We start from the raw sequence: 20,325 nt of genomic DNA, 5'->3' as shown, positions 1-20,325 counted from the left end.
TAAACAGGGGTATCATAAAACAGAGTTAACTATATTTATATCATAAAATATCATTTCAGTTATGCTGGACAATACAAAAAAAATACGCGTTTTGGTTGTAGGTTGTGGCAATATGGGAAGTTCCCATGCAATGGCTTATCATCATCTTGATGGATTTGAGATCTGTGGACTGGTTTCTGGTGGAAGCACTAAAGAAATATTGAATGAAAAGTTGGGCGGTGGCTATGACCTGTATAACGATTTTGACCTGGCCCTGGAAGCCACAAAGCCCGATGCGGTATGCATATCTACCTATCCCGATACGCATGAACGCTTTGCTGTTAAAGCCATGGAAAAAGGCTGTCATGTATTTGTTGAAAAGCCCATAGCGGATTCTGTTGCTGCCGCTGAACGTGTAGCGGAGGTTGCCCGCAAAACAGGAAAGAAATTAGTAGTGGGTTATATCCTGCGGCATCACCCTTCGTGGGAGCGGTTTATTGTAGAAGCCCATAAGCTGGGTAAGCCTTTGGCTATACGCATGAACCTGAACCAGCAAAGCAGCGGCAAAATGTGGACGTTGCACCGTAACCTTATGAAATCGCTGAGCCCTATTGTTGACTGTGGTGTGCATTATATTGATGTGATGTGCCAGATGACCCGCTCAAAGCCGGTGCAGGTATACGCCATAGGAGCGCGGCTAACCGAAGAGATACCGGCAGGAAATTATAATTACGGTCAGCTGCAGATCCGTTTTGAAGATGGATCGGTAGGATGGTATGAAGCAGGGTGGGGGCCGATGATCAGTGAAACAGCGTTTTTTGTGAAAGATGTAATTGGACCAAAAGGTTCGGTGTCTATTGTGGCAAAAACAGCGGGAGGAAGCGGAAAGTCGGATTCTATTGACGCGCATACCAAAACAGAATCGTTGCTGGTGCATCATGCGGAATTAGATGCCAATGAAAAATTCGCGAGAGAAGATGAATGGATCAACTTAGAAGATGAGCCGGGCCACCAGGAGTTGTGCGACCGCGAGCAGCTTTATTTTCTAAAAGCCATAAATCAAGATATTGATCTCACCAATCATATTGAAGATGCCGTTAATAGCCTGCGCATTGCTTTTGCCTGTGATGAATCGGTACGTACAGGGAAGGTTGTAGCGTTGGCGTAAGATAGCGTGCATGCATGAAACAGACCGTTAATTACAGGTGCTTATATGAAAACAGTTCTATTATCCCTTGTATTTATCTTTTGCTGCATTTCCCTGCTCTGGTCAAAAACAGGTGATACTATCCGCGTGGTTTCACACGATCAAACCGTAGTAGTTACCGATCCCGCCAAAGGTGTAAAAGCCTACAGGCGGTGGGCGGTATTTCCCTCAACAAAAGTGCCGGTACGCAGAATTAACCTGCTGGTTATTTTCGGCTGTCCGGATTCCTTGCGTTGCGCCGACTGGGATTACTTAGATCATATTTATATCCGCAGGAAAGGAGGCGTTAACAGCCCGTCTTTGGATTATCCCATTGGCAGAATGCTTACTCCTTATGGTGGCGCATTTGGGCAGGATTGGAGCTTTGACTGGAAGTCGGACATTACGGATTTTAGCTTATTGCTGCGGGACAGTGTTGAAATTGAATACGAGCATACGGGCTACGAACCCAATAACGACAGGGGCTGGAAGATTACCGTAACCTTTGAGATTGTTGAAGGCACGCCGGTGCTGGAACCTGTTTCTATTCTTAAGTTGTATGATGGCAGCTTTCTTTATGGCGACAGTACGCAAAGCATAGAGGAAAAATTAAAACCGGTTTCTTTTGTTACCGGAAAAAATACGCAACATACCCGTATCCTTATTTTTCAAACGGGGCATGGTATGGACGCCAATGGTTGCGGCGAGTTTTGCAGCCGGTACCGCGAACTTTGGTTCGATGGGAAAATGATTGACAAAAGGAATATCTGGAAAAAATGTGGCGATAATCCTTTATACCCGCAGGCAGGCACCTGGCTTATAGACCGTGCCTACTGGTGCCCCGGCTACCTGCAGCAACCTGATGTTTTTGACCTGGCTGTTACTAACGGTACAGAGCATACGATAGATATTAACATGGAACCTTATGTAACCGGTAACCCCAGTGCCAATGAACGCATCAGCGCTTATCTCATTCAATATAAAAAACCGGCGGCGCAACATGATGTGGCTGTTGAAGATATTAGGGTACCTACGGGTTCGAAAACGCATCTTCGTAAAAACCCTTCCTGTGCAAATCCCGTAATCGTAATCCGGAATATGGGCAGTAAGCCGCTTACACAATGTGTAATTGAGTATGGTACGGCTGGTTTTAGCCGGCGGAAACATGTATGGAAAGGCAACCTGTTGTTTAACCGGCAAGCGATTATAGGGTTGCCAGGTGAAGTGCAGGGTAATACAGGTGAAAATACTTTCAACGTATCGCTTGCCGAACCCAATGGAAAAAAAGATGATAACAGGAGTGACAATACCATGCATACGCTGTTTACAAAAGCGCCTGTGCATGGCAGTGAGCTGGTGTTTCATTTGCGCACCAACAAACAGCCGCAGCAAAACGGGTATGTTGTACGCAACAGTGATGGTAACACAATGTATGAAAGAGCTTTAGGCACCTTAGAAGCGGAAACCGATTACAGGGATACACTTCGTTTAGCTCCCGGATGTTACGAGCTCGTATTAAAAGATACGGCGGATAACGGGCTGGAATTTTGGTTCAATAATCGTGGTGGAAGAGGCTTTGCCCGGCTGCTGGATAGTAAAGGGCAATTGCTGAAACATTTTGATTCGGATTTTGGAAGTGATATCTATTATAGCTTTGAAGTATCAACCGATACCACAGCATTTGCTTTACCGGATGCCCTGCCCGCTATCGGTGTTTTTCCAACGCGTACAAGCGGCAAAACCACGATGGATTACTTTGGGAACAGTCCCCAAAAAGTAACGGTGCACCTGGTTACCGATCCCGGCAATGAGGTAATCGAAGAACATATATACGAGGAGTTGAAAGAAGCTGTGTTTACATACGACCTGTCGTACCGGCCGGCACAACGTTATTATTTAAAAGTATATGTGGGCGGTAAGCTGGTTTTTAATAAACGGGTTAGGGTAGGAGGGTAAGAGTTAAGATGGTAAGAAGTAAGAAGTAAGAGGGGAAACCGGAACTGTAGAAATTTTTCGGGAAGAATTCTGTCTCTTTTGGGAATTGATTGTCATTTCCATTACCTTTGCCACCCTTTCAGCATTTGCCTTAACGGCAGCGGCAGGAAAATGAGGTTCGGGAAGTAGTTCAGCCCGGTCGTAGAAAATCATTGTAACGAAAGGACTAATAGATTTTCAAAGATCCCGCTTTAGGGTGGGATAGAAAAAAGAGAACAGTTCGGGAGGTAGTTCAGCCCGGTAGAATACGTGGTTTGGGACCACGGGGTCGCAGGTTCGAATCCTGTCCTCCCGACTTAATTCGATGTCAAATCAAATCAATCCCTGTAAGTCTTCATTGATTTACAGGGATTTTTGTTTTTCTCCTGTCAAATCATTTCAAAAAAAGGCAATCTCAGGGTGAGTAAATGGGTGGGTGTTTTTCAGATTTACAAATACGATGCATTAATGGATTGTGATACTCTTTGCTTATAATGTGATGGAGATTCACCTGTATATTTTTTAAACTGCCTGTTAAAATTCGACATGTTCTTAAATCCACTCTCGTAACAGTTTTGAGCAATATTGTACCTGTCCTCCAAAAGTAGTTTACGCGCATAACCGATTCGTACTTCATTAAGAAAATTAGAAAATCCTTTTCTTGTGCAGGCTTTGAAAAACCGGCAAAAAGAGGGAACGGACATATTAGCTACTTTGGCGGCGTCAACCAACGAAATGTCTTTTTTAAAATTTTCCATAATATATTCATGAACTTTTGCAAGACGATCATTAGCGGAAACGGTAGATTGCTGAACAAAACCAGAATTTGCTAAAAGTTGAATTTCCTTTGAAACAGAAAGCATTTCGAGTATAGATAGTAAAAGAATAATGCGTCTATGTCCGCCTGAGGTTTGCATTTCCAGCATCATGTCTGAAATCTTCTCACGGGTATCCCCCAGCACTTTTACTCCGAGCTTGGCTTTATCAAAAAGCTGGTTTACATAAATCATCTCCGGAAGATTAAAGAATTCTTTGCCTAAAAAATCTTCTTTAAAATGTATAACTATTGCTTCCGCTGTTAAGTTTGAATTTTTCTGGTAATAAACAGGATCGTTTTGATAAGCATGAGGCAAATTAGGTCCCAGGAAAACTAAATCACCATCAGAAAATCGTTCAACACTATCACCGACTGTTCTCTGTCCGGTACTTTTTAAAACCAGCACCAATTCATACTCCGGATGATAGTGCCATGGAGTAGGATAGTATGGGTAAACATCTTTTTGCACTACAAAAGAGTATATCAGTTCCAAGATTAGTTTTTCCTGCCGTGGCTTCATATTTTAAATATTAGTACAGTCAATAACAAAATAAACATACCGACTTTTTCATTCAACTCAACAACTTAAATTTATCATGTCATTTTTACGAGTTGAAAAAAGTAATTTGAAAGACGAAATGTTTCTTCTTTTCCAGCGTACTTTTTATCTGTAAATTGATTTCCATTCTTTTGTCCTCGTTACTCCCGAAGTTAAAAAAATTTTGAACATTGAGTAAAGTCAAAATATTTGCATGAATTGGTGAAAAAGTATCAACCCTGAGGCTTTTACCATTTTATATTTGTTACAGATAACTTTTATCGGAAAAAGTAATATTAAAACAGCATGCTGATTAACATTCACCCTATTAAAAGTCCCTCAGCCTAATTACACCCGGCCAAAATGAAATTCAGGGTTGCGCTTATGATTGATCTCCCGGAAAGCTAATGAGGTAGTCGCTTTGGCAAACAATTGCCCTGGATCATCGTAGAAGGTGCTGTTGGCTCAGGGGCATTTTTTCAATTTTTACATTGCTAATATTTCATATATCCGTTCAGTTTAATGCATCATCATTTTATTTTTCGAAAATAATAGTCTGATAGTGCATTTTCATTCCTTTAAATATTCTACAACAATGACTTCTTGCCGAATCAATGATTACTTTATCCTGTTTTTGTTATTTCTGGTATTTTCCTGTACATCTGGTAAAGAAAAATCTCAAACAGCGCCATTGCTATTTGTTCCTGATGGCCTGGAAGCTACTGTATGGGCTGAATCGCCGATGTTCTATAATCCTACAAATATAGATGTGGATATCAGGGGACGTATTTGGGTGACTGAAGCAGTTGATTATCGAAACTTTAATCATGATACCACAAAATATCTCCTGCATTCGAAGGGAGACAGAGTTATGATATTAGAAGATACTGATGGTGATGGCAAAGCAGACACTTCAAAAGTTTTTGTGCAGGATAGTGATCTTGTGGCGCCATTAGGAATTTCGGTCATTGGCAATAAAGTAATTGTCTCCTGTTCCCCTAACATTATTGTTTATACCGATGAAAATGGAGATGACAAGCCGGATAAAAAAGAAATTTTTCTCACCGGTTTTGGCGGCAAAGATCATGATCATGGCTTGCACACGGGTACTGCCGGACCTGATGGGAAATGGTATTTTATTGCCGGAAACGCCGGACCTCATATAGTTACGGATAAAGCTGGCCGCACGTTACGTGCCGGAAGCGTATATACCGGGGGCACTCCTTATAACACAGAAAATACGCCGGCAATGAAAAGTGATGATGGAAGAATATGGACAGGAGGGGTAGCTTTTAGAGTAAATCCGGATGGAACAGGATTGGAAGCCCTTGCTCACAACTTTCGCAATTCTTACGAAGTTGCAGTAGACTCTTATGGTAACTTATGGCAGAGTGATAATGACGATGAGGTAGATGCCTGTCGTACAAGCTGGGTTATGGAAGGGGGAAATGCAGGATATTTCAGCTCTACCGGCGAACGAACCTGGCAGGCAGACAAACGGCCGGGGCAAAGTATCCTGACAGCCCATTGGCATCAGGAAGACCCCGGCATCCAGCAATCAGGAGATATGTACGGCGCGGGAGCCCCAACAGGAATAGTGGTTAATGAAAGTGATGGATTAGGTGCAGCATACCGGGGTTTATTGCTGAGCGCTGATGCCGGGCGGAATACTATTTTTGGCTATCATCCCAAACCAGATGGTGCCGGTTATAATTTATCAGGCAGAACTTCCTTTATTGCTTCGGTTAATATGGATAATGAGCACTACCGCTGGAGTGAAATAGATTCCGTCAATAAAAACAAATGGTTTCGTCCAAGTGATGTAGCGATTGGCACTGATGGGGCTATTTATGTAGCTGATTGGTACGATCCTGTTGTGGGCGGACATCAGATGCTGGATCAAAAAGGCAATGGCCGGATATACCGGATTGCTCCCAAAAACAAAAAGCTCGCTTCACCTCTTATTAATTTAAAAAATACCAGCGGCCAGGTACTTGCATTGTTGAATCCTGCCATTAATGTACGGAACCGGGGCTTTGAACTATTGAAAGCACAGGGAAGCAAAGTGCTGCCTGAAATAAAAGAAATATTATCTGCTGAAAATCCTTATCACCGTGCCCGGGCCGTTTGGCTGCTCTCTCAAATGGGAGAACAGGGTATTAAAGAAGTAGAAACGCTGCTACAGGATGCTGATCCGAATATAAGAATCACGGCTTTCCGCGCACTCAGGCAGGCAGATGCGGAACACCTGATGCTGTATGCAGGGCGCTCAGCTAAGGACAAATCGCCTGCAGTAAGGCGGGAGGTGGCCATTGCCATGAGGGATGTACCACTGGATAAAAGCAAAGAAGTTATACTAACACTGATAGACGCATTTGATGGTAAGGATCCGGCGTACTTAAATGCATTAGGGATTGCACTGGAGGGCAAAGAGGAAGCTTTTTACCCGGATTTACTGCAACATTTTAATGCTGAGGATGCCGAAAGCTGGCCCCAGCCGCTGGCTTCTATCGTTTGGGAATTACATCCGTCATCGGCGGTTCCGGCATTACAAAAAAGAGCTTCATCCAGGCAGCTCTCACCTGAAGACAGGAAAAAGGCTTTGGTAGCTCTGGCGTTTATTCCTACACAGGAAGCGGCTACAGCAATGCTTCACCTTGAAGATCATTCGGGTGATGACATGAACCGCATGGTGAAATGGTGGCTCGTGTTTCGCAAAACAAATAGCTGGACGGACTATTTAAAAAACTGGAAATCATCCGTAGATCTGTTACCGGAAGCGCACCCCGAAATGCTGACATACCGCCGGCAGGTTGCTGATTCAACAGTAGCGATGAACATAAGAATGGAAAGTGCCTCCACATTGGCGGTGAGCCCAACAGGTAAACTCCATCTCCTTTATTTATTGGTTAGTCATCAGTTGCCGGACACCATTATCCATACTTTAAGCACGCAAATGCTACAAGAGGACGATAGGAATATAAAAGTACTAATGGCCCATTATTTTGCTTCGCCGGATAGTTCTTACCAGGTTGACGCCATTGCAGGATTACCGTCAGATATCGGCCGTGGCAAAAACGTCTTTATTGCAAAATGTGTTGTCTGTCATAAAGTAGGAACCACCGGCCAGGACATTGGTCCTGACCTTACCAATATCCAAACCAGGTTTGATAAGAAAGTAATACTTGACGCCATTACAAATCCCGCCTCAGGTATCTCCTTCGGACTTGAGCCATACCTTGTACTGTTGAAAAACGGGGCAGTCATTTATGGCTTACTTCAATCGGGTGGGCCTGTAGTAACAGTTATGGATACCTATGGCAGGCAATACATCATTGAAGCTTCGCAAATTGAAACCAGGAAGCAATTGAACAAAATGACGATTATGCCTTCACCCGAATACATGCCGGTAAGCAGGCAGGATATTGCTGATGTTGTTTCATTTTTGTTGCAAAACGACAAGAAACTGTAGCAAGACAGAAGGATTATACAGGTTGCAATTAGTTGGATTTTAAACATCTATATTGAGTGTCAACCATAAAACAGAAAAACAAATATTTAATAACTAAACTAACGATCATGCACAAAAAGCTCAGATTATTTAAAGCATTCTGCGATCTCTGGAAACCAGGGAGGTATTCCTTTTTGATCCCTGCGCTTCTATTGCTGTTTTCAGCCGGCACTTTAAGTGCCCAGTCGGTAAAAGTTTCCGGAGTAGTCAAAACTTCCGGACAGGAACCGCTTGCATCTGTAAGTATAAAAGTGAAAAACTCGCAAATTGGAACTATGACGGATGTGAATGGAAGATTTTCCCTCGAGGTTCCTGGTAGCCAATCTGTTTTAGTATTTACTTATGTTGGGTTTACTGAGAAGTCTGTTGTTGTAGGAAATCAAAATGCATTTGATGTAACTATGGAAGAAAATGGTACCGGGTTAGCAGGGGTTGTAGTGGTGGGATATGGCAATAAAACCAGGAAAGCAACATTAACATCTTCGATCAGTGCGATAAAAGGCGATAAATTAATTGAAGCTGTACCGAATATCGCTAATAAATTATCTGGTAGAGTTACAGGAATTTTATCCTACCAAACCAGCGGAGAATCGGGTCTTGATGAAACTACTATCCGGATCAGGGGTCAAAATACCATTGGAAATTCAGCCCCCCTGATCATCATTGATGGGATTCCGGGGCAAATGAGTAGCGTAAATTCTGAAGATATCGAAGACATATCTGTTTTAAAAGATGCTGCTGCTGCTGCTCCTTACGGATTGGCCGCCGCCAATGGCGTAATTTTAATTACAACAAAGAAAGGGGTTAAGGGGGGTGCAAAACTTTCTTATAATGCCAATTTGGGATTTCAAAACCCTGTTTATTTAACGAAGACCCTCAATTCGTACCAGCAGGCATTGATGCAAAATGAAATTTATTTAAATGATCATCCTAACGATACCAATGTTCCCTGGTCGGAAAGTGAACTCGAAGAATACCGCAAGGTATCTGTAGGAGATCCTACCGGTAATTACGATAAATATTTTAACAGCAATAACCTGCACGATGTTATCAGGCATGATTACCCGATCAGCAATCAAAATTTTTCGATCAGAGGCGGTTCGGAAAACATTACTTATTACGGAAGCCTCGGATACTTTAACCAGGCGTCAATGATCCCCACTGAAAATTTTCAGAGATATTACGGGGTGCTCAACCTTGATGCTGATCTGAACAAGTCATTGAAAGTTTCTTTAGGGGTAAGGATGGACCGGGGTATCAGGAAATGGCCTTCATTCGGCAGTCAAATAACAGATGTGTTTGGGATTTATGGACGAATGTATGAAATCGCTCCTGATGACGCGATATGGTATCCTAACACGGACGGATTTTGGGCAAGAGGCAGGTTTGATTTCAATCCTGCTGGTCGTATATATACTTCGGGACAAAGTACCAATAAAGCAGATAACACCCTTTATAGCGTGGGTCTTGAACAAAAACTACCGCTAAAAGGCCTAAGTATTAAGGGCGTTTTTAACTATGGAACCAATAATACATTTGGCGAAGCATGGAATACCGATCCTATTTACTGGGACGTTGACAATACAGTAACACCTGCTGTGTACACCAAAAGACTACCCACATCAAAACCAGGCTTTGCACAAAACTATTTGAGATCCAATACCATTACCGCCCAGGGTTTTCTAAATTATGACCGCATTTTTGGTGAACATGCGATCACCGCATTATTTGTGACTGAGGCACGTGATCTGAACACCAAGAGTTTTTACGCGACCAAAAAGAATTATAGTATCCTGATTCCCACTCTTGACATGGGTAGTTCAGTGCAGACTGATATAGGTAATGGTGGTACTGCAACCCAAGCCCGTCAATTTGGGCTAGTTGCTAAATTAGATTACAGATACCAGGACAAATATATGATTGGTTTTTCCGGCCGGCGGGATCAGCATTATTACTTTGCTCCCGGATTCAGGACTGGTTATTTCCCTGCTGTTTCTGCAGGATGGAGAATTGGGCAGGAAAAGTTTATTAAAAATAAATATGCCTGGATCAACGAATTAAAGCTCCGTGGCTCATGGGGACAATCCGGGAACCTTGCCGGTGATCCTTATCAATATCTGAGTACATATGGCATATCTAACGAAATTTATAGACTGGGTGGTCAGTTAGGTACTGGATTGTATGAAAGATCTCCTGCCAATCCTTCTATTACCTGGGAAAAACAAAAGCAAACCAATATTGGTGTTGACGTTGTTTTATGGAATGGTTTATTATCCTTTAGTGCTGATTATTTCTACCAGATCCGCGATAATATGTTGCTTAATCCTGATGTTACTATTCCTGCAGAATACGGAATTACCCTACCTCAGGAAAATGCAGGGAAAATGTCAAACCGGGGGTTTGAGTTGACAGCAGGCACAAGAAAAAATTTTGCCAATGGGATTACCTTTGATATCAATGCTAATTTTTCTTTTGCCAGAAATAAACTGCTTAGAATTTTCGAAAACCCGGCAACTTATAACGATCCTAACCGGCGACGTACAGGTAATCAATTGGGGGCACAGTATGGTTTGGTAGCCCTGGGATACTTTCAGACGCAGGAAGAAGTGGATAACTCGCCAGTACAAAATTTTGGCACCTACACAGTCGGCGATGTAAAGTATGCAGATCTCAATAAAGATGGCATAGTTGATGCCACTGATGAAAAAAAGATAGGATACCCGAATTTTCCTGAGAGTATATTCGGCTTAAATCTGGCCGTTTCATGGAAAGGTTTTGATATCAGTGCATTGATCCAGGGAGCTACCTTAATGAGTGTTAACAGACCGGGAGCAGCAGGTGGCGGAGCACCTGGCAATTCCAATGGGAATACCCAGGTTGAAGCCTTGGATCACTGGACCCCACAAACGCCCAATGCAAAATTTCCCAGGTGGTCTTACCTCAGTTCAGCTAATAATTTCCGTACCTCAACGCATACAATGAGAAATAATACCTATATACGATTGAAGGGTTTTAATGTTGGATACACCATCCCTGCCGGTTTATTGAAAAAAATCAGAGTGGGGTCTGCAAGGTTTTATGTTTCTGGTCAAAATTTGTTTACCTGGACGGCTGAATACCTTAACTCGGATCCTGAATCCGCAGCGGGAGGTGCTTACAGATTTGCCAACCAAAAATCTGTTTCTTTCGGTGTTAGTCTATCATTCTAAATACAGCAACAATGAAAAATATAAAAAGAGCAATACACTATAGTCTTATTATGGTTTTAACAACCGTTATTTTAACCTTTTCATCGTGTAAAGAAAAATGGTTAGATATTGAACCGCAAGACCGTGTGAGTGAAGATGCAGTTTGGGATAAACCTTCAGTAGCAGACTTATTTTTAAACGATATCTATGGTTTTTTACCACCGTATAGAACTACCGGTTGGTGGAGCGAAAGCTGGACAGACAATTGCATGAATGTCCAAACCTGGCAAGGCCAGGCGGAAATTGTTCGCAGTGGTTCAATGTCTCCAAGTAATACTTTATTCACTATCAAAAGATATGATGCTGTAAATGATTGGGCCTGGGATGCGAACTTTTCTTATATCCGGAAATGTAACGTGTTTATACAAAAGGTAAGACAATCTGAAGCGTTAACCAGCGAGTATAAAACCGGGCGGATAGCTGAAGCCAAGTTTCTGCGGGCGTGGTTTTATATGACCACATTCAAATATTTTGGAGGTCTTCCTATTATTGAAGAGCCTTTAGATCAAAAAACCCAGGGAGATGCGATATTCCGGGAAAGGGCAACTGCGCAGGAAACCGCTGCTTTTATAAGCAGAGACTGCCAGGAAGCAGCCGACTCACTTCCTGTGGATCAACCGGAATGGGGCAGGATAACAAAAGGGGCTGCACTCGCATTGAAAGGCTATGTCGAGCTTCTTGCAGCAAGTCCGTTAAGCAATCCTGATGGTAATACTGAGCTATGGGCAAAAGCCGCTGCCAGTTACAAGCAGGTTATGGATATGGCAAAATACCAACTAACGGATTATTACCACGGATTGTTCGTTGAAGATAATAATCACAATGCTGAAATGATTTTGCCCTACGTCATAAGATATCCTCTTGCCAATGAAGACCAGGATACTCGTTTTTTGGAAGATCTCTATGGTCCTGCTAATGCTATAATAGAGCCATTTGGCGTTGTAAATTATTCTATTGTTGAATCCGCGCCTACCCAGGATTTGGTAGATGCCTACCGTATGAAAGACGGAAAAACCATTACAGAGTCTCCACTTTATGACGCAGCTCATCCCTATGAAAACCGTGAACCCAGGTTTTATGAATCTATTATTTACGACGGGGCGCCATTTAGAGACGGTTTTATTTACACCAGGAAAGGAGACCCTTACAATGCTGTTGATCGGGCCCGTACATCATGGGTTACCCCTACAGGATATTATATCCGCAAAACGTATGACGAAAGAATCAATGGGCTATTGGAACGTCCTAAGGGAAAGAAAAATTTGGGAGATTGGCCATTGATCCGTTATGCTGATGTACTCCTGGGCTATGCTGAAGCACAAAACGAAGCCGTTGGCCCCGATCAGTCTGTGTTAGATGCCATTAATCAAATAAGAACAAGAGCCGATGTAAATATTCCTACGATCCAGGATACGTATGGTGTTGTGAGCAAGGAGCAAATGCGCGAAATTATCCGTACTGAAAGAAGAATTGAGCTTGCATTTGAAGATAAGCGATATACAGATATTACAAGATGGAAAATAGGCAATAAGCTGCAAGGTTTTGTCAGGGGAGTTGAGCCTTCTTTGAATACGGTAACCAATCAAATCAGTTATGAGTATTTTAATGTTGTGCCTCAATCTTATATTATAACCAATGATAAAAATTATCGGCTTCCGATTCCTTTGAGCATTATGGAAAAAAATCCGAAATTGACACAAAATCCCGGATATTAGTTTTGTTGAAAGACATAATCGGAGCAACGTAACGCCAGTGTATGCAGGCTGGTTTTATTATAAACCCGGGTTGAAAGACCCGGGTTTACTTACCCAATCTTTACGGTTATCAAAAATTTTTATGAAAAAAATATTGTTTTCCCTGGTTGTATTAAGTTTTTGTTCTATGGCGAAAGCTCAGAACATTTTTGAGAAAGATTATACTAAACCGGAAGCTACGGAAGTAGTAGGCCCGTTACCTAAAATCGTTACTCCGGGTATAGGTAGTGCACCACCATCCGATGCAATAGTTCTATTCAATGGCAAAAACCTTGATAATTGGGTAATGTCAAAAGATAAGAGTACTTGCCTGTGGAAATTGCAAGATGGTGTGATGACTTTTAAGCCAGGAACCGGCGATATTCAAACCAAACAAAAATTTGGTGATTGCCAGTTACATGTTGAATTTAAAATTCCGGCAGATGCTAAAAACAGTACTGAGCGCAACAATGCCGGTAATAGTGGCGTATTTATGCAGGAACGTTATGAGGTACAGATATTCGATTCTTATAATAATGAAACGCCGCTCTATGCCAATGGACAAATGGGAAGCATTTATAAACAGGTTATCCCTATGGCAAATGCTTCCAGCAAGCCGGGTGATTGGAATACTTTTGACATTTATTACACAGCTCCCCGATTCCGCTACAACGGTAGTGTTGAAAAACCAGCCTATATTACTTTAGTGCATAACGGAGTATTAACACTGAACCATTTTGAAATTCAGGGAACGATAGAATATATCGGTATTCCGCGCTACGAGCTTCATGATAAAGCAGCTATCAAATTACAAGGTCACGGGAGTGAAGTTAGTTTTCGGAATATCTGGATAAGAGCGTTGTAGAGGGGCCGGTCTAAAAAGGAATATTTTGAGACAATTTCTCTTTAAATATGCATAGCAGATGTATGCCTTAAGAAAATGAATACAACTGCGCCGGGTTTTTAAAAAAAATATTTTCATAATACTGGACTAAGTCCATCTTTTGCAGATCATCTTTAAAAGTGGTTAGCAAAAAATTCAATCCGGGCTTGCCACCGTAAGATAACCAATAGCTGCTTTTAGCGGCATCCATTCCCATCGTTATCTGATCAGGAAAATCAGGCAATAAAGCTTGCAGTAGTTTATAGGTCCAGTTCTCTTTTTCTTTCCATCTGAAAGCACTGTCGTATTCTACTCTTACCCCTGTTTCAAGTAATGCCCGGTTGTATCCAATATCCTCGTAGCGATCAACATGTGAAATCACCACATGCGCTAAATGAGCGCCCAGCTTTTCAAATATATTCACCTGGTCAATGGCATGTTTACCAAAATTGGAATGGGTTAAAACAGGTACACCGGTTTCCAGGTGTGTGTTCACTACTGCACGAAATATTTTTTCCTGGTGGGCAGTAATCTTTTCATCACCGGTGGCCAGCTTAATCATACCGGCTTTATGCGTGGTGCGGTCAACATTAGGACCGTTATAATCATTGGCATCAATTCCAATCATTACATCAGCGATAAATAACCGCGTCAATTGTTCTTCCGTATAGGAATATCGCCAGTGATTAGGTAAATAATATTTTTCGAGATGAATGCCGGTAGGCGCTATAATATGTACACCTGTTCTGCGGGAAACTTCAGCCAGTTTGAGCACATTACGGCCACAATCAGCGGGCATGGTATCAACCATCGTTCGTCCCCCTGCGTCATAAAAGCTTTTTAATTCCTTCGAAATTTTATCTACGTCGTTAAGCAGAAACAAAGGATATTGCAGGGTAGGATAACTTTCCTCAATAACAATGTGCTCGTGCGAATAGGTTAATCCCATTTCAGCAGGAGAAATGTCTCCCAGAACTGTTCGCACAAATGGGATCTTAGTGGATTGCATGTTTAATGTTAAGTTAAGACTATTGCATCGTAAACAATTGTGAGACGTGAGATTTCCACGTTTGACTTCTGACGTTTCACGATTAACATAGCACTGGATTGCTTATGGCTTTCAACCATCGCTTCTGGCTGAATGCTGATGGCTGATCGCTGAATGCTTATCAAAGATTGCTCTACCTAAAATTATATCTCCAACCATTTCTGCTTGTATCTGCCAAAGTTTGAGGAACCTCCAGGATGGCTCCTGTCTGTAACAGTTTTGATTGTAATTTGGAAATATCTAAGGAATGAGCGGCCATATCTTCATCTATGGATAACGCAGCGGCAAGTCCCGCAGCTTGTCCCATACACATCGTTTGGGCCATCGAGCGGCATGAGGCATGGGCATCATGCGTAGCAGAAAAACAACGTCCTGCCACCCATACCAATTCGCTTCCTTTAGGCACAATTGTTCCATAGGGAACTCCATACACTCCGTTATCAGGAATATATTGCCAGAAAGTTTCACTTTCTCCGTTTTTGGACTTTCGATGATCTTCAATAGGCGCCCCGCAGAGAAAAATGCTATCCGGTGAAATGTTGCCAGACAGACAATCATTCTTTTCGAGGCGGTATTCGCCATATACACGCCTGGTTTCCCGAACCCCGATCTGGTGTGAAAGGCCGATAATCTTTGATTCTTCATACCCCGGCACTTCGTTTCTAAAGAACTCCTCGAAAACGAATGCCTGTCTGCGGCCCTCAATCTCAGCCCGGGTGAGCTCCTCTGCATTTAATGGATTTAAATCGCCTACTTTCACCGCCACAGTAGAGATACATCCTTTCTGGCACATTTCATGAGCCGATCCTTCTTTCCGGGGTAATGCATAGCTTCCGGTTTCAAAGGCGGTTTTCATTTTTTCATTCATCATTTTTTTACCGCCTGCCTGTTTGTATTTTTCTAAGTTCACATTGCTCATCCTGAAAGTAGTAGTCATACTTTGTGCAGGCGCTGACTCACCGGCAACTTCATAAGAAAATCCCGCCAAATGACAAAAATCAGCATCACCGGAAGCATCAATAACTCTTTTGGCTTTAACTTTATAAAATCCACTTTTATTCCAGAAAATACAACTCTGTTTTTCTGCTTCTTCCCTTACCACGTCAACCAAAGTAGTATGCAGCAAAAAACGGATACCAGCTTCCATGATCTTTTGATCCCACACATATTTTAAACGCTCCGGATTATAATTTACCCCTGTTCCCGCTCCATAAGTATTGGGACGTAAAAAAATATCCCCTGTTTCATTCAATGTATTTACAATCGTATCGGCCAAACCGGACACAATTTTTTTGGGTGTATCCCCCGGCGTGAAAAATCCATAAAATGTATCGAGCATCTGCGTAGATGTGCCGCCGGGAAAACCGTATCGTTCAACCAACATCACTTCGTATTTCTTACTTTGCCTTGCAGCCAACGCAGCTAAACAACCGGCAGAACCTGCGCCTATTACCAGGATGTCCGTTTCGGCGAGTAAAGGAATTTGATGATGATCAATAAATGCTATCATTGTATGAATCAGTATTAATGAATAGAAGATACCGGCTTTCCAACAGATTTATATAATTCTGCCAGGCGATGCGCATGTTCATCATAAGCGCTTTCAAATAACTGAACAGCCTTTTCTGCTCCAACGATAGCTGCACTACTCAATACTTTAGGTGGCTGTCCGGCCGCTGTCAGCAAGCGGGCTACTTCAGCTTTGATGGTATTAATAATCAAGACTCCTCCAACTGTAGATCCGGGAGATACGGGCGTTTCCAGGTTGGGTATCTTTATCATCGCATCACCTAAGGGAGCACCTGTGTCTAATATTATATCTGCAAAATCACCCAGTTTTTTCCCATCTTTCCGCTTACTGCTGCTGTTTGCAGCATGCGCTGCTGTAAGTAAAGCCACAACTTTAATGCCCTTCTGCTGAAAATTTTCTGCCATTTCAATCGGAACAACATTACAACCACTTGACGAAATAATCAGGGCCGTGTCCCGGGTACTCAAATCAAAGTTGCGTAAGATTCTTTCAGCAAGTCCTGGTACATTTTCTAAAAACATGGCCTGCCTTTGTCCATTGGACCCTACTACCAGGTTATGGAAGGTGAGTGATAGTTCAACTATTGGATTGAATCCCGGAAAAGAGCCGTAACGGGGCCACATTTCTTCTACCATGATCCTGCTGTGGCCGGAACCAAACACATGGACCATGCGACCGGCCAGAATGGTTTCGGTAAACAGATTTGCTGCTTTTCGTATGCTCTCAGATTGTTTCTCTACAACCTCAATGATTTGACGGCATTTAGTGAGGTATTCATTAATTACATCCATATCAATTGATTTTAGGCCAAAGATTTAAGAAGTCAATATTATTTTTGATTCATCCGGGTACAAAGCATTTCAACTAACCAATGCAACTTTGTCAAAAGCAAAACCCGCAGCACCTACTGCCCCGGCCATTTCACCGTATCCCGCTTGTTTAATGGGTGTTTTTTTACCTGTATTTTTCCATTCATATACGTCTATAAAATCGGCTAACGGCTTATATAAGGCGTCACCGGCTTTTGTAACGCCTCCACCTAAAATGATCAGTTCTGGGGAAAGTAAATTGCATAGGGAGCAAAGACCCAGGGCCAATTGTCGTACCGTGTTAAGCCAGATATAAGTTGCAAATGAATCTCCCTGCCGATAGGCTTTTACGAGTTCATGCGTTGACTGGATTCTTCCAAAAGATCGTTTTGATACCGTGGCATCGCCTATAGCATTTTCAAGCGTTCCGGGCATACCTACAATTCCGGGATCTTCATTATAAACATCTAATATCATATGTCCCAGGTGCCCCGCCATCTGATAATTGCCCTGATATAATTCTCCATTAATTAATACGCCGCCGCCCACGCCCGTTCCCCAGGTTAACATAACAATGTTTTTTATGCCCTGCCCAATTCCGAATCTTGCCTCAGCTATTAAGGCGGCATGTGCATCATTTAAAACCCAAACGGCTTTTTCGTCCAGGTAATCCGTCCAGATAAGATTTTCCAATCCATCAAGCCTTCCAGGCATTACCCGGATGGCTGAATTGTTTTCGTTGGGAAGGCCGGGAGCTGCTAATCCAATAGCATTTACCGGGTTGGCGCTTTTTGATTTTAGTTCCAGGATCATTTGGGATACGGTTTGTTTCCAGTACTGTTCTTCCCCATTGTTGCGGGTTCTGCCTGGTTCCGTTGCCCGTGCCACCTGATGTATCAGGTCACCTTTAGCATTTAGTAATACACCCTTGATATTGGTGCCTCCCAGGTCAATACCTATAGCTGTTGTCATTGTTATTGTTTATACTTTGAAGATATTTGCCCTTCACTTACACTCCAGCCTCCGTCAATCGCCAATACTTGTCCGGTAGTAAAGCTGGAATTGTCAGACATAAAGTAACAGGCAGCGCCGTCCAGATCTTCAGGCCTCCCAATTCTTCCTCCGTCTAAGGGTTGCTTACTTTTGATATAGGATAGAATATCCGCATCGCTAGCGGCCCGTTGTGCCATTGGTGTTTCTACCAGGCCCGGGGCAATCACGTTAATGCGTATATTGTCTTTTGCATAATAAGCCGCTAAAGACTTAGAAAGACCAATGACAGCGGCTTTAGCAGCAGCATATGTATGTGTAGTAAAATATTTGGGCGCTGGCGAATAACCCAGAACGGAACCCATATTCAAAATAGTGCCTCCGCGTTTAGTGTTTAAGAAAAATTTCACTGCAGCCCTGTTGGAAAGCATTAAAGAAGTAAGATTCAATGCCAGCGTTTTATTCCAACCATCCAGCGAAAGTTCATGCAATGGGCCATCTCCCATTTTACGACCGCTTCCGCCTGCTACATGATAAAGTCCGTCCAAACTTCCCCAGGTTCTTACACATAATTCAATCGCATCAGCCGCAGTATTTTCATGAATTGCATCTCCGGTAAAAACCAAACCTGAATCGCCGAATGCCTGTTGAGCTTGCTGGTTATTATCAGAATTGCGGCCAACCACAACTACATTTGCCCCGTGCCGGATAAATGCTTTTGCCGCTGAGAAGCCTATTCCGGTTGTTCCCCCTATAATGACAATATTTTTATTGTTGAGCATAAGAAAAATATACAGCATTCAATTTTGAAAATACGGTATCCTGTTAACCATCTGCTTTATTACCCCGGTGTTGAATTCTTTATTGAGCAAACATACAAGTTGGTAAGCTGCGGATTTGATACTTTATTATTACTTCATGCATAAATCTTAACTGTAGGATTACCGGTATCGGACTGGTATCATTTCTGATTTCAATTATTGAGGCTGCACGCAAATACAGAAACCAGGTAGTAAAAATTCTATCTGATCCCTTTGCTGACAACAAAAGTGTCAGCTATATTGTTAAAAAGGATAAACGCAGAACAGAAAGAATAAATCGTTATCATTGTTTTATCTTCGCGATCTCAAATAAATTATATGTACTGGACATTAGAATTGGCAAGGCACTTAGACGATGCGCCCTGGCCGGCAACAAAGGATGAATTAATAGATTATACGATCCGTTCCGGCTCTCCCGTGGAAGTGATAGAGAATATCCAGACACTGGAAAGCGAAGATGATTCTTATGTATATGAATCAATGGAAGAAATTTGGCCGGACTACCCCACGCAGGAAGATTTTTTATTTAACCAGGAAGAATATTGATTTTAATACCTCTGTCAATAAAGCAATCTCAGGGGAACAAAAATTACCAACAAGTAATGTTTTATTTGTTGGTTTAAATGATTAGCATGAGTGCTGAAAAGATGCCTTCGAAAATGATGCTGAAAAAAGCAGGGAATGTTTTATTTATTGTGCTACTGCTTTTTTTTGTTTTCAATACCGATGCAAAATCCTGGGTACTGCGACAACTGGTTTCTATAGGTTTATTTAATGCAGAAATTAAAAAGGACGCCCACAGCAAAAATCCACCACAAAACGATCTGTCGTTTTCTTTCAGCGATACCAATGGAAAACAAATATCAACAGCGGATTTAAAAGACAAGGTTGTTTTCATTAACTTTTGGGCCAGTTGGTGCCCGCCGTGCCGGGCAGAAATGCCTTCACTTCATGCGCTATACAATAAGTTTAAAGACGATAAAAGGTTTGTTTTTTTATTCATCAGTGAAGATGATGACTTGTCTAAAGCAAGAAGCTATTTGCAAAAAAAAGAATTTGATATTCCTTTAACCGTCTCCACAGGTATTGTACCTTCTCAAATTTTTAGTGGCACATTGCCAACTACCGTTGTTTTGGATAAAGAGGGAAAACTGGTATTAAAGCAGGAAGGCATTGCTGGCTATAACACACCTGGTTTTATACAACAACTGAAAGACCTGCTGTAACTACTTGTTTCCGCCTTATCGCCAAAATAAA

The 20,325-nt window shown here is 42.2% G+C and carries 14 protein-coding genes and 1 tRNA gene; 9 read left to right on the top strand and 6 right to left on the bottom strand.

The genetic code is table 11. From position 1 onward, the window contains the following. Window positions 1–61: 61 nt before the first annotated feature. The 3 genes from FRX45_RS11005 (at window position 62) to FRX45_RS10995 (ending at window position 3,455) form a co-directional block, all read left to right on the top strand. Complete coding sequence (locus FRX45_RS11005; RefSeq protein WP_152268475.1) at window positions 62–1,147, top strand: Gfo/Idh/MocA family protein; 1,086 nt, start codon at window positions 62–64, stop codon at window positions 1,145–1,147. Between the two features lie 45 nt (window positions 1,148–1,192). Continuing rightward, window positions 1,193–3,121, top strand: a complete 1,929-nt coding sequence (locus tag FRX45_RS11000) for a peptide-N-glycosidase F-related protein (RefSeq protein ID WP_152268474.1) — start codon at window positions 1,193–1,195, stop codon at window positions 3,119–3,121. A 260-nt stretch (window positions 3,122–3,381) separates the two neighbouring features. Continuing rightward, a tRNA-Pro gene (locus FRX45_RS10995) sits at window positions 3,382–3,455 on the top strand. Window positions 3,456–3,588: 133 nt separating this feature from the next. On the opposite strand, the gene FRX45_RS10990 is transcribed toward FRX45_RS10995, so the two are convergent. Next, a complete protein-coding gene (locus tag FRX45_RS10990; protein ID WP_193311662.1) occupies window positions 3,589–4,425 on the bottom strand; it encodes an AraC family transcriptional regulator in 837 nt (278 codons plus the stop codon). 664 nt (window positions 4,426–5,089) lie between these two features. Here FRX45_RS10990 and FRX45_RS10985 point away from each other — a divergent pair. From FRX45_RS10985 to FRX45_RS10970, 4 genes are all read left to right on the top strand, one after another. Then, window positions 5,090–7,966: a PVC-type heme-binding CxxCH protein gene (locus FRX45_RS10985; protein ID WP_152268472.1), complete on the top strand. Its 2,877-nt coding sequence runs from the start codon at window positions 5,090–5,092 to the stop codon at window positions 7,964–7,966. A 107-nt stretch (window positions 7,967–8,073) separates the two neighbouring features. Next, entirely contained in the window at window positions 8,074–11,214 is a 3,141-nt protein-coding gene (locus FRX45_RS10980; RefSeq protein WP_152268471.1) for a SusC/RagA family TonB-linked outer membrane protein, read from the top strand. Between the two features lie 11 nt (window positions 11,215–11,225). Next, on the top strand, window positions 11,226–12,968 hold the full coding sequence (locus tag FRX45_RS10975) for a RagB/SusD family nutrient uptake outer membrane protein (RefSeq protein WP_152268470.1): 1,743 nt from the start codon (window positions 11,226–11,228) through the stop codon (window positions 12,966–12,968). Between the two features lie 121 nt (window positions 12,969–13,089). Next, the gene (locus FRX45_RS10970; RefSeq protein ID WP_152268469.1) at window positions 13,090–13,851 is read left to right on the top strand and encodes a 3-keto-disaccharide hydrolase; all 762 of its coding nucleotides are present in this window, start codon (window positions 13,090–13,092) and stop codon (window positions 13,849–13,851) included. Window positions 13,852–13,918: 67 nt separating this feature from the next. On the opposite strand, the gene FRX45_RS10965 is transcribed toward FRX45_RS10970, so the two are convergent. From FRX45_RS10965 to FRX45_RS10945, 5 genes are all read right to left on the bottom strand, one after another. Further along, window positions 13,919–14,878, bottom strand: coding sequence for a phosphotriesterase family protein (locus FRX45_RS10965; protein WP_226805243.1), 960 nt, complete (start codon window positions 14,876–14,878; stop codon window positions 13,919–13,921). A 172-nt stretch (window positions 14,879–15,050) separates the two neighbouring features. Further along, window positions 15,051–16,427 (bottom strand): FAD-dependent oxidoreductase, encoded by a 1,377-nt coding sequence (locus FRX45_RS10960; protein ID WP_152268468.1) that lies wholly within the window; start codon window positions 16,425–16,427, stop codon window positions 15,051–15,053. Window positions 16,428–16,441: 14 nt separating this feature from the next. Next, a complete protein-coding gene (locus FRX45_RS10955) occupies window positions 16,442–17,239 on the bottom strand; it encodes a sugar isomerase domain-containing protein (protein WP_152268467.1) in 798 nt (265 codons plus the stop codon). Window positions 17,240–17,308: 69 nt separating this feature from the next. Next, complete coding sequence (locus tag FRX45_RS10950; RefSeq protein WP_152268466.1) at window positions 17,309–18,229, bottom strand: ROK family protein; 921 nt, start codon at window positions 18,227–18,229, stop codon at window positions 17,309–17,311. 2 nt (window positions 18,230–18,231) lie between these two features. Continuing rightward, window positions 18,232–19,029 (bottom strand): SDR family NAD(P)-dependent oxidoreductase, encoded by a 798-nt coding sequence (locus tag FRX45_RS10945; RefSeq protein ID WP_152268465.1) that lies wholly within the window; start codon window positions 19,027–19,029, stop codon window positions 18,232–18,234. Window positions 19,030–19,386: 357 nt separating this feature from the next. Between FRX45_RS10945 and FRX45_RS10940 the strand changes: the two genes are divergently transcribed. Continuing rightward, the gene (locus FRX45_RS10940; RefSeq protein ID WP_152268464.1) at window positions 19,387–19,614 is read left to right on the top strand and encodes a DUF2795 domain-containing protein; all 228 of its coding nucleotides are present in this window, start codon (window positions 19,387–19,389) and stop codon (window positions 19,612–19,614) included. Between the two features lie 86 nt (window positions 19,615–19,700). Then, on the top strand, window positions 19,701–20,294 hold the full coding sequence (locus FRX45_RS10935) for a TlpA disulfide reductase family protein (protein WP_152268463.1): 594 nt from the start codon (window positions 19,701–19,703) through the stop codon (window positions 20,292–20,294). Window positions 20,295–20,325: the final 31 nt, after the last annotated feature.

The sequence above is a fragment of the Agriterribacter humi genome, from assembly GCF_009192765.1.
Lineage (GTDB): Bacteria > Bacteroidota > Bacteroidia > Chitinophagales > Chitinophagaceae > Agriterribacter > Agriterribacter humi.
The sequence above is the reverse complement of the archived record's forward strand: the minus strand, read 5'-3'. Positions and strand labels throughout refer to the sequence as shown.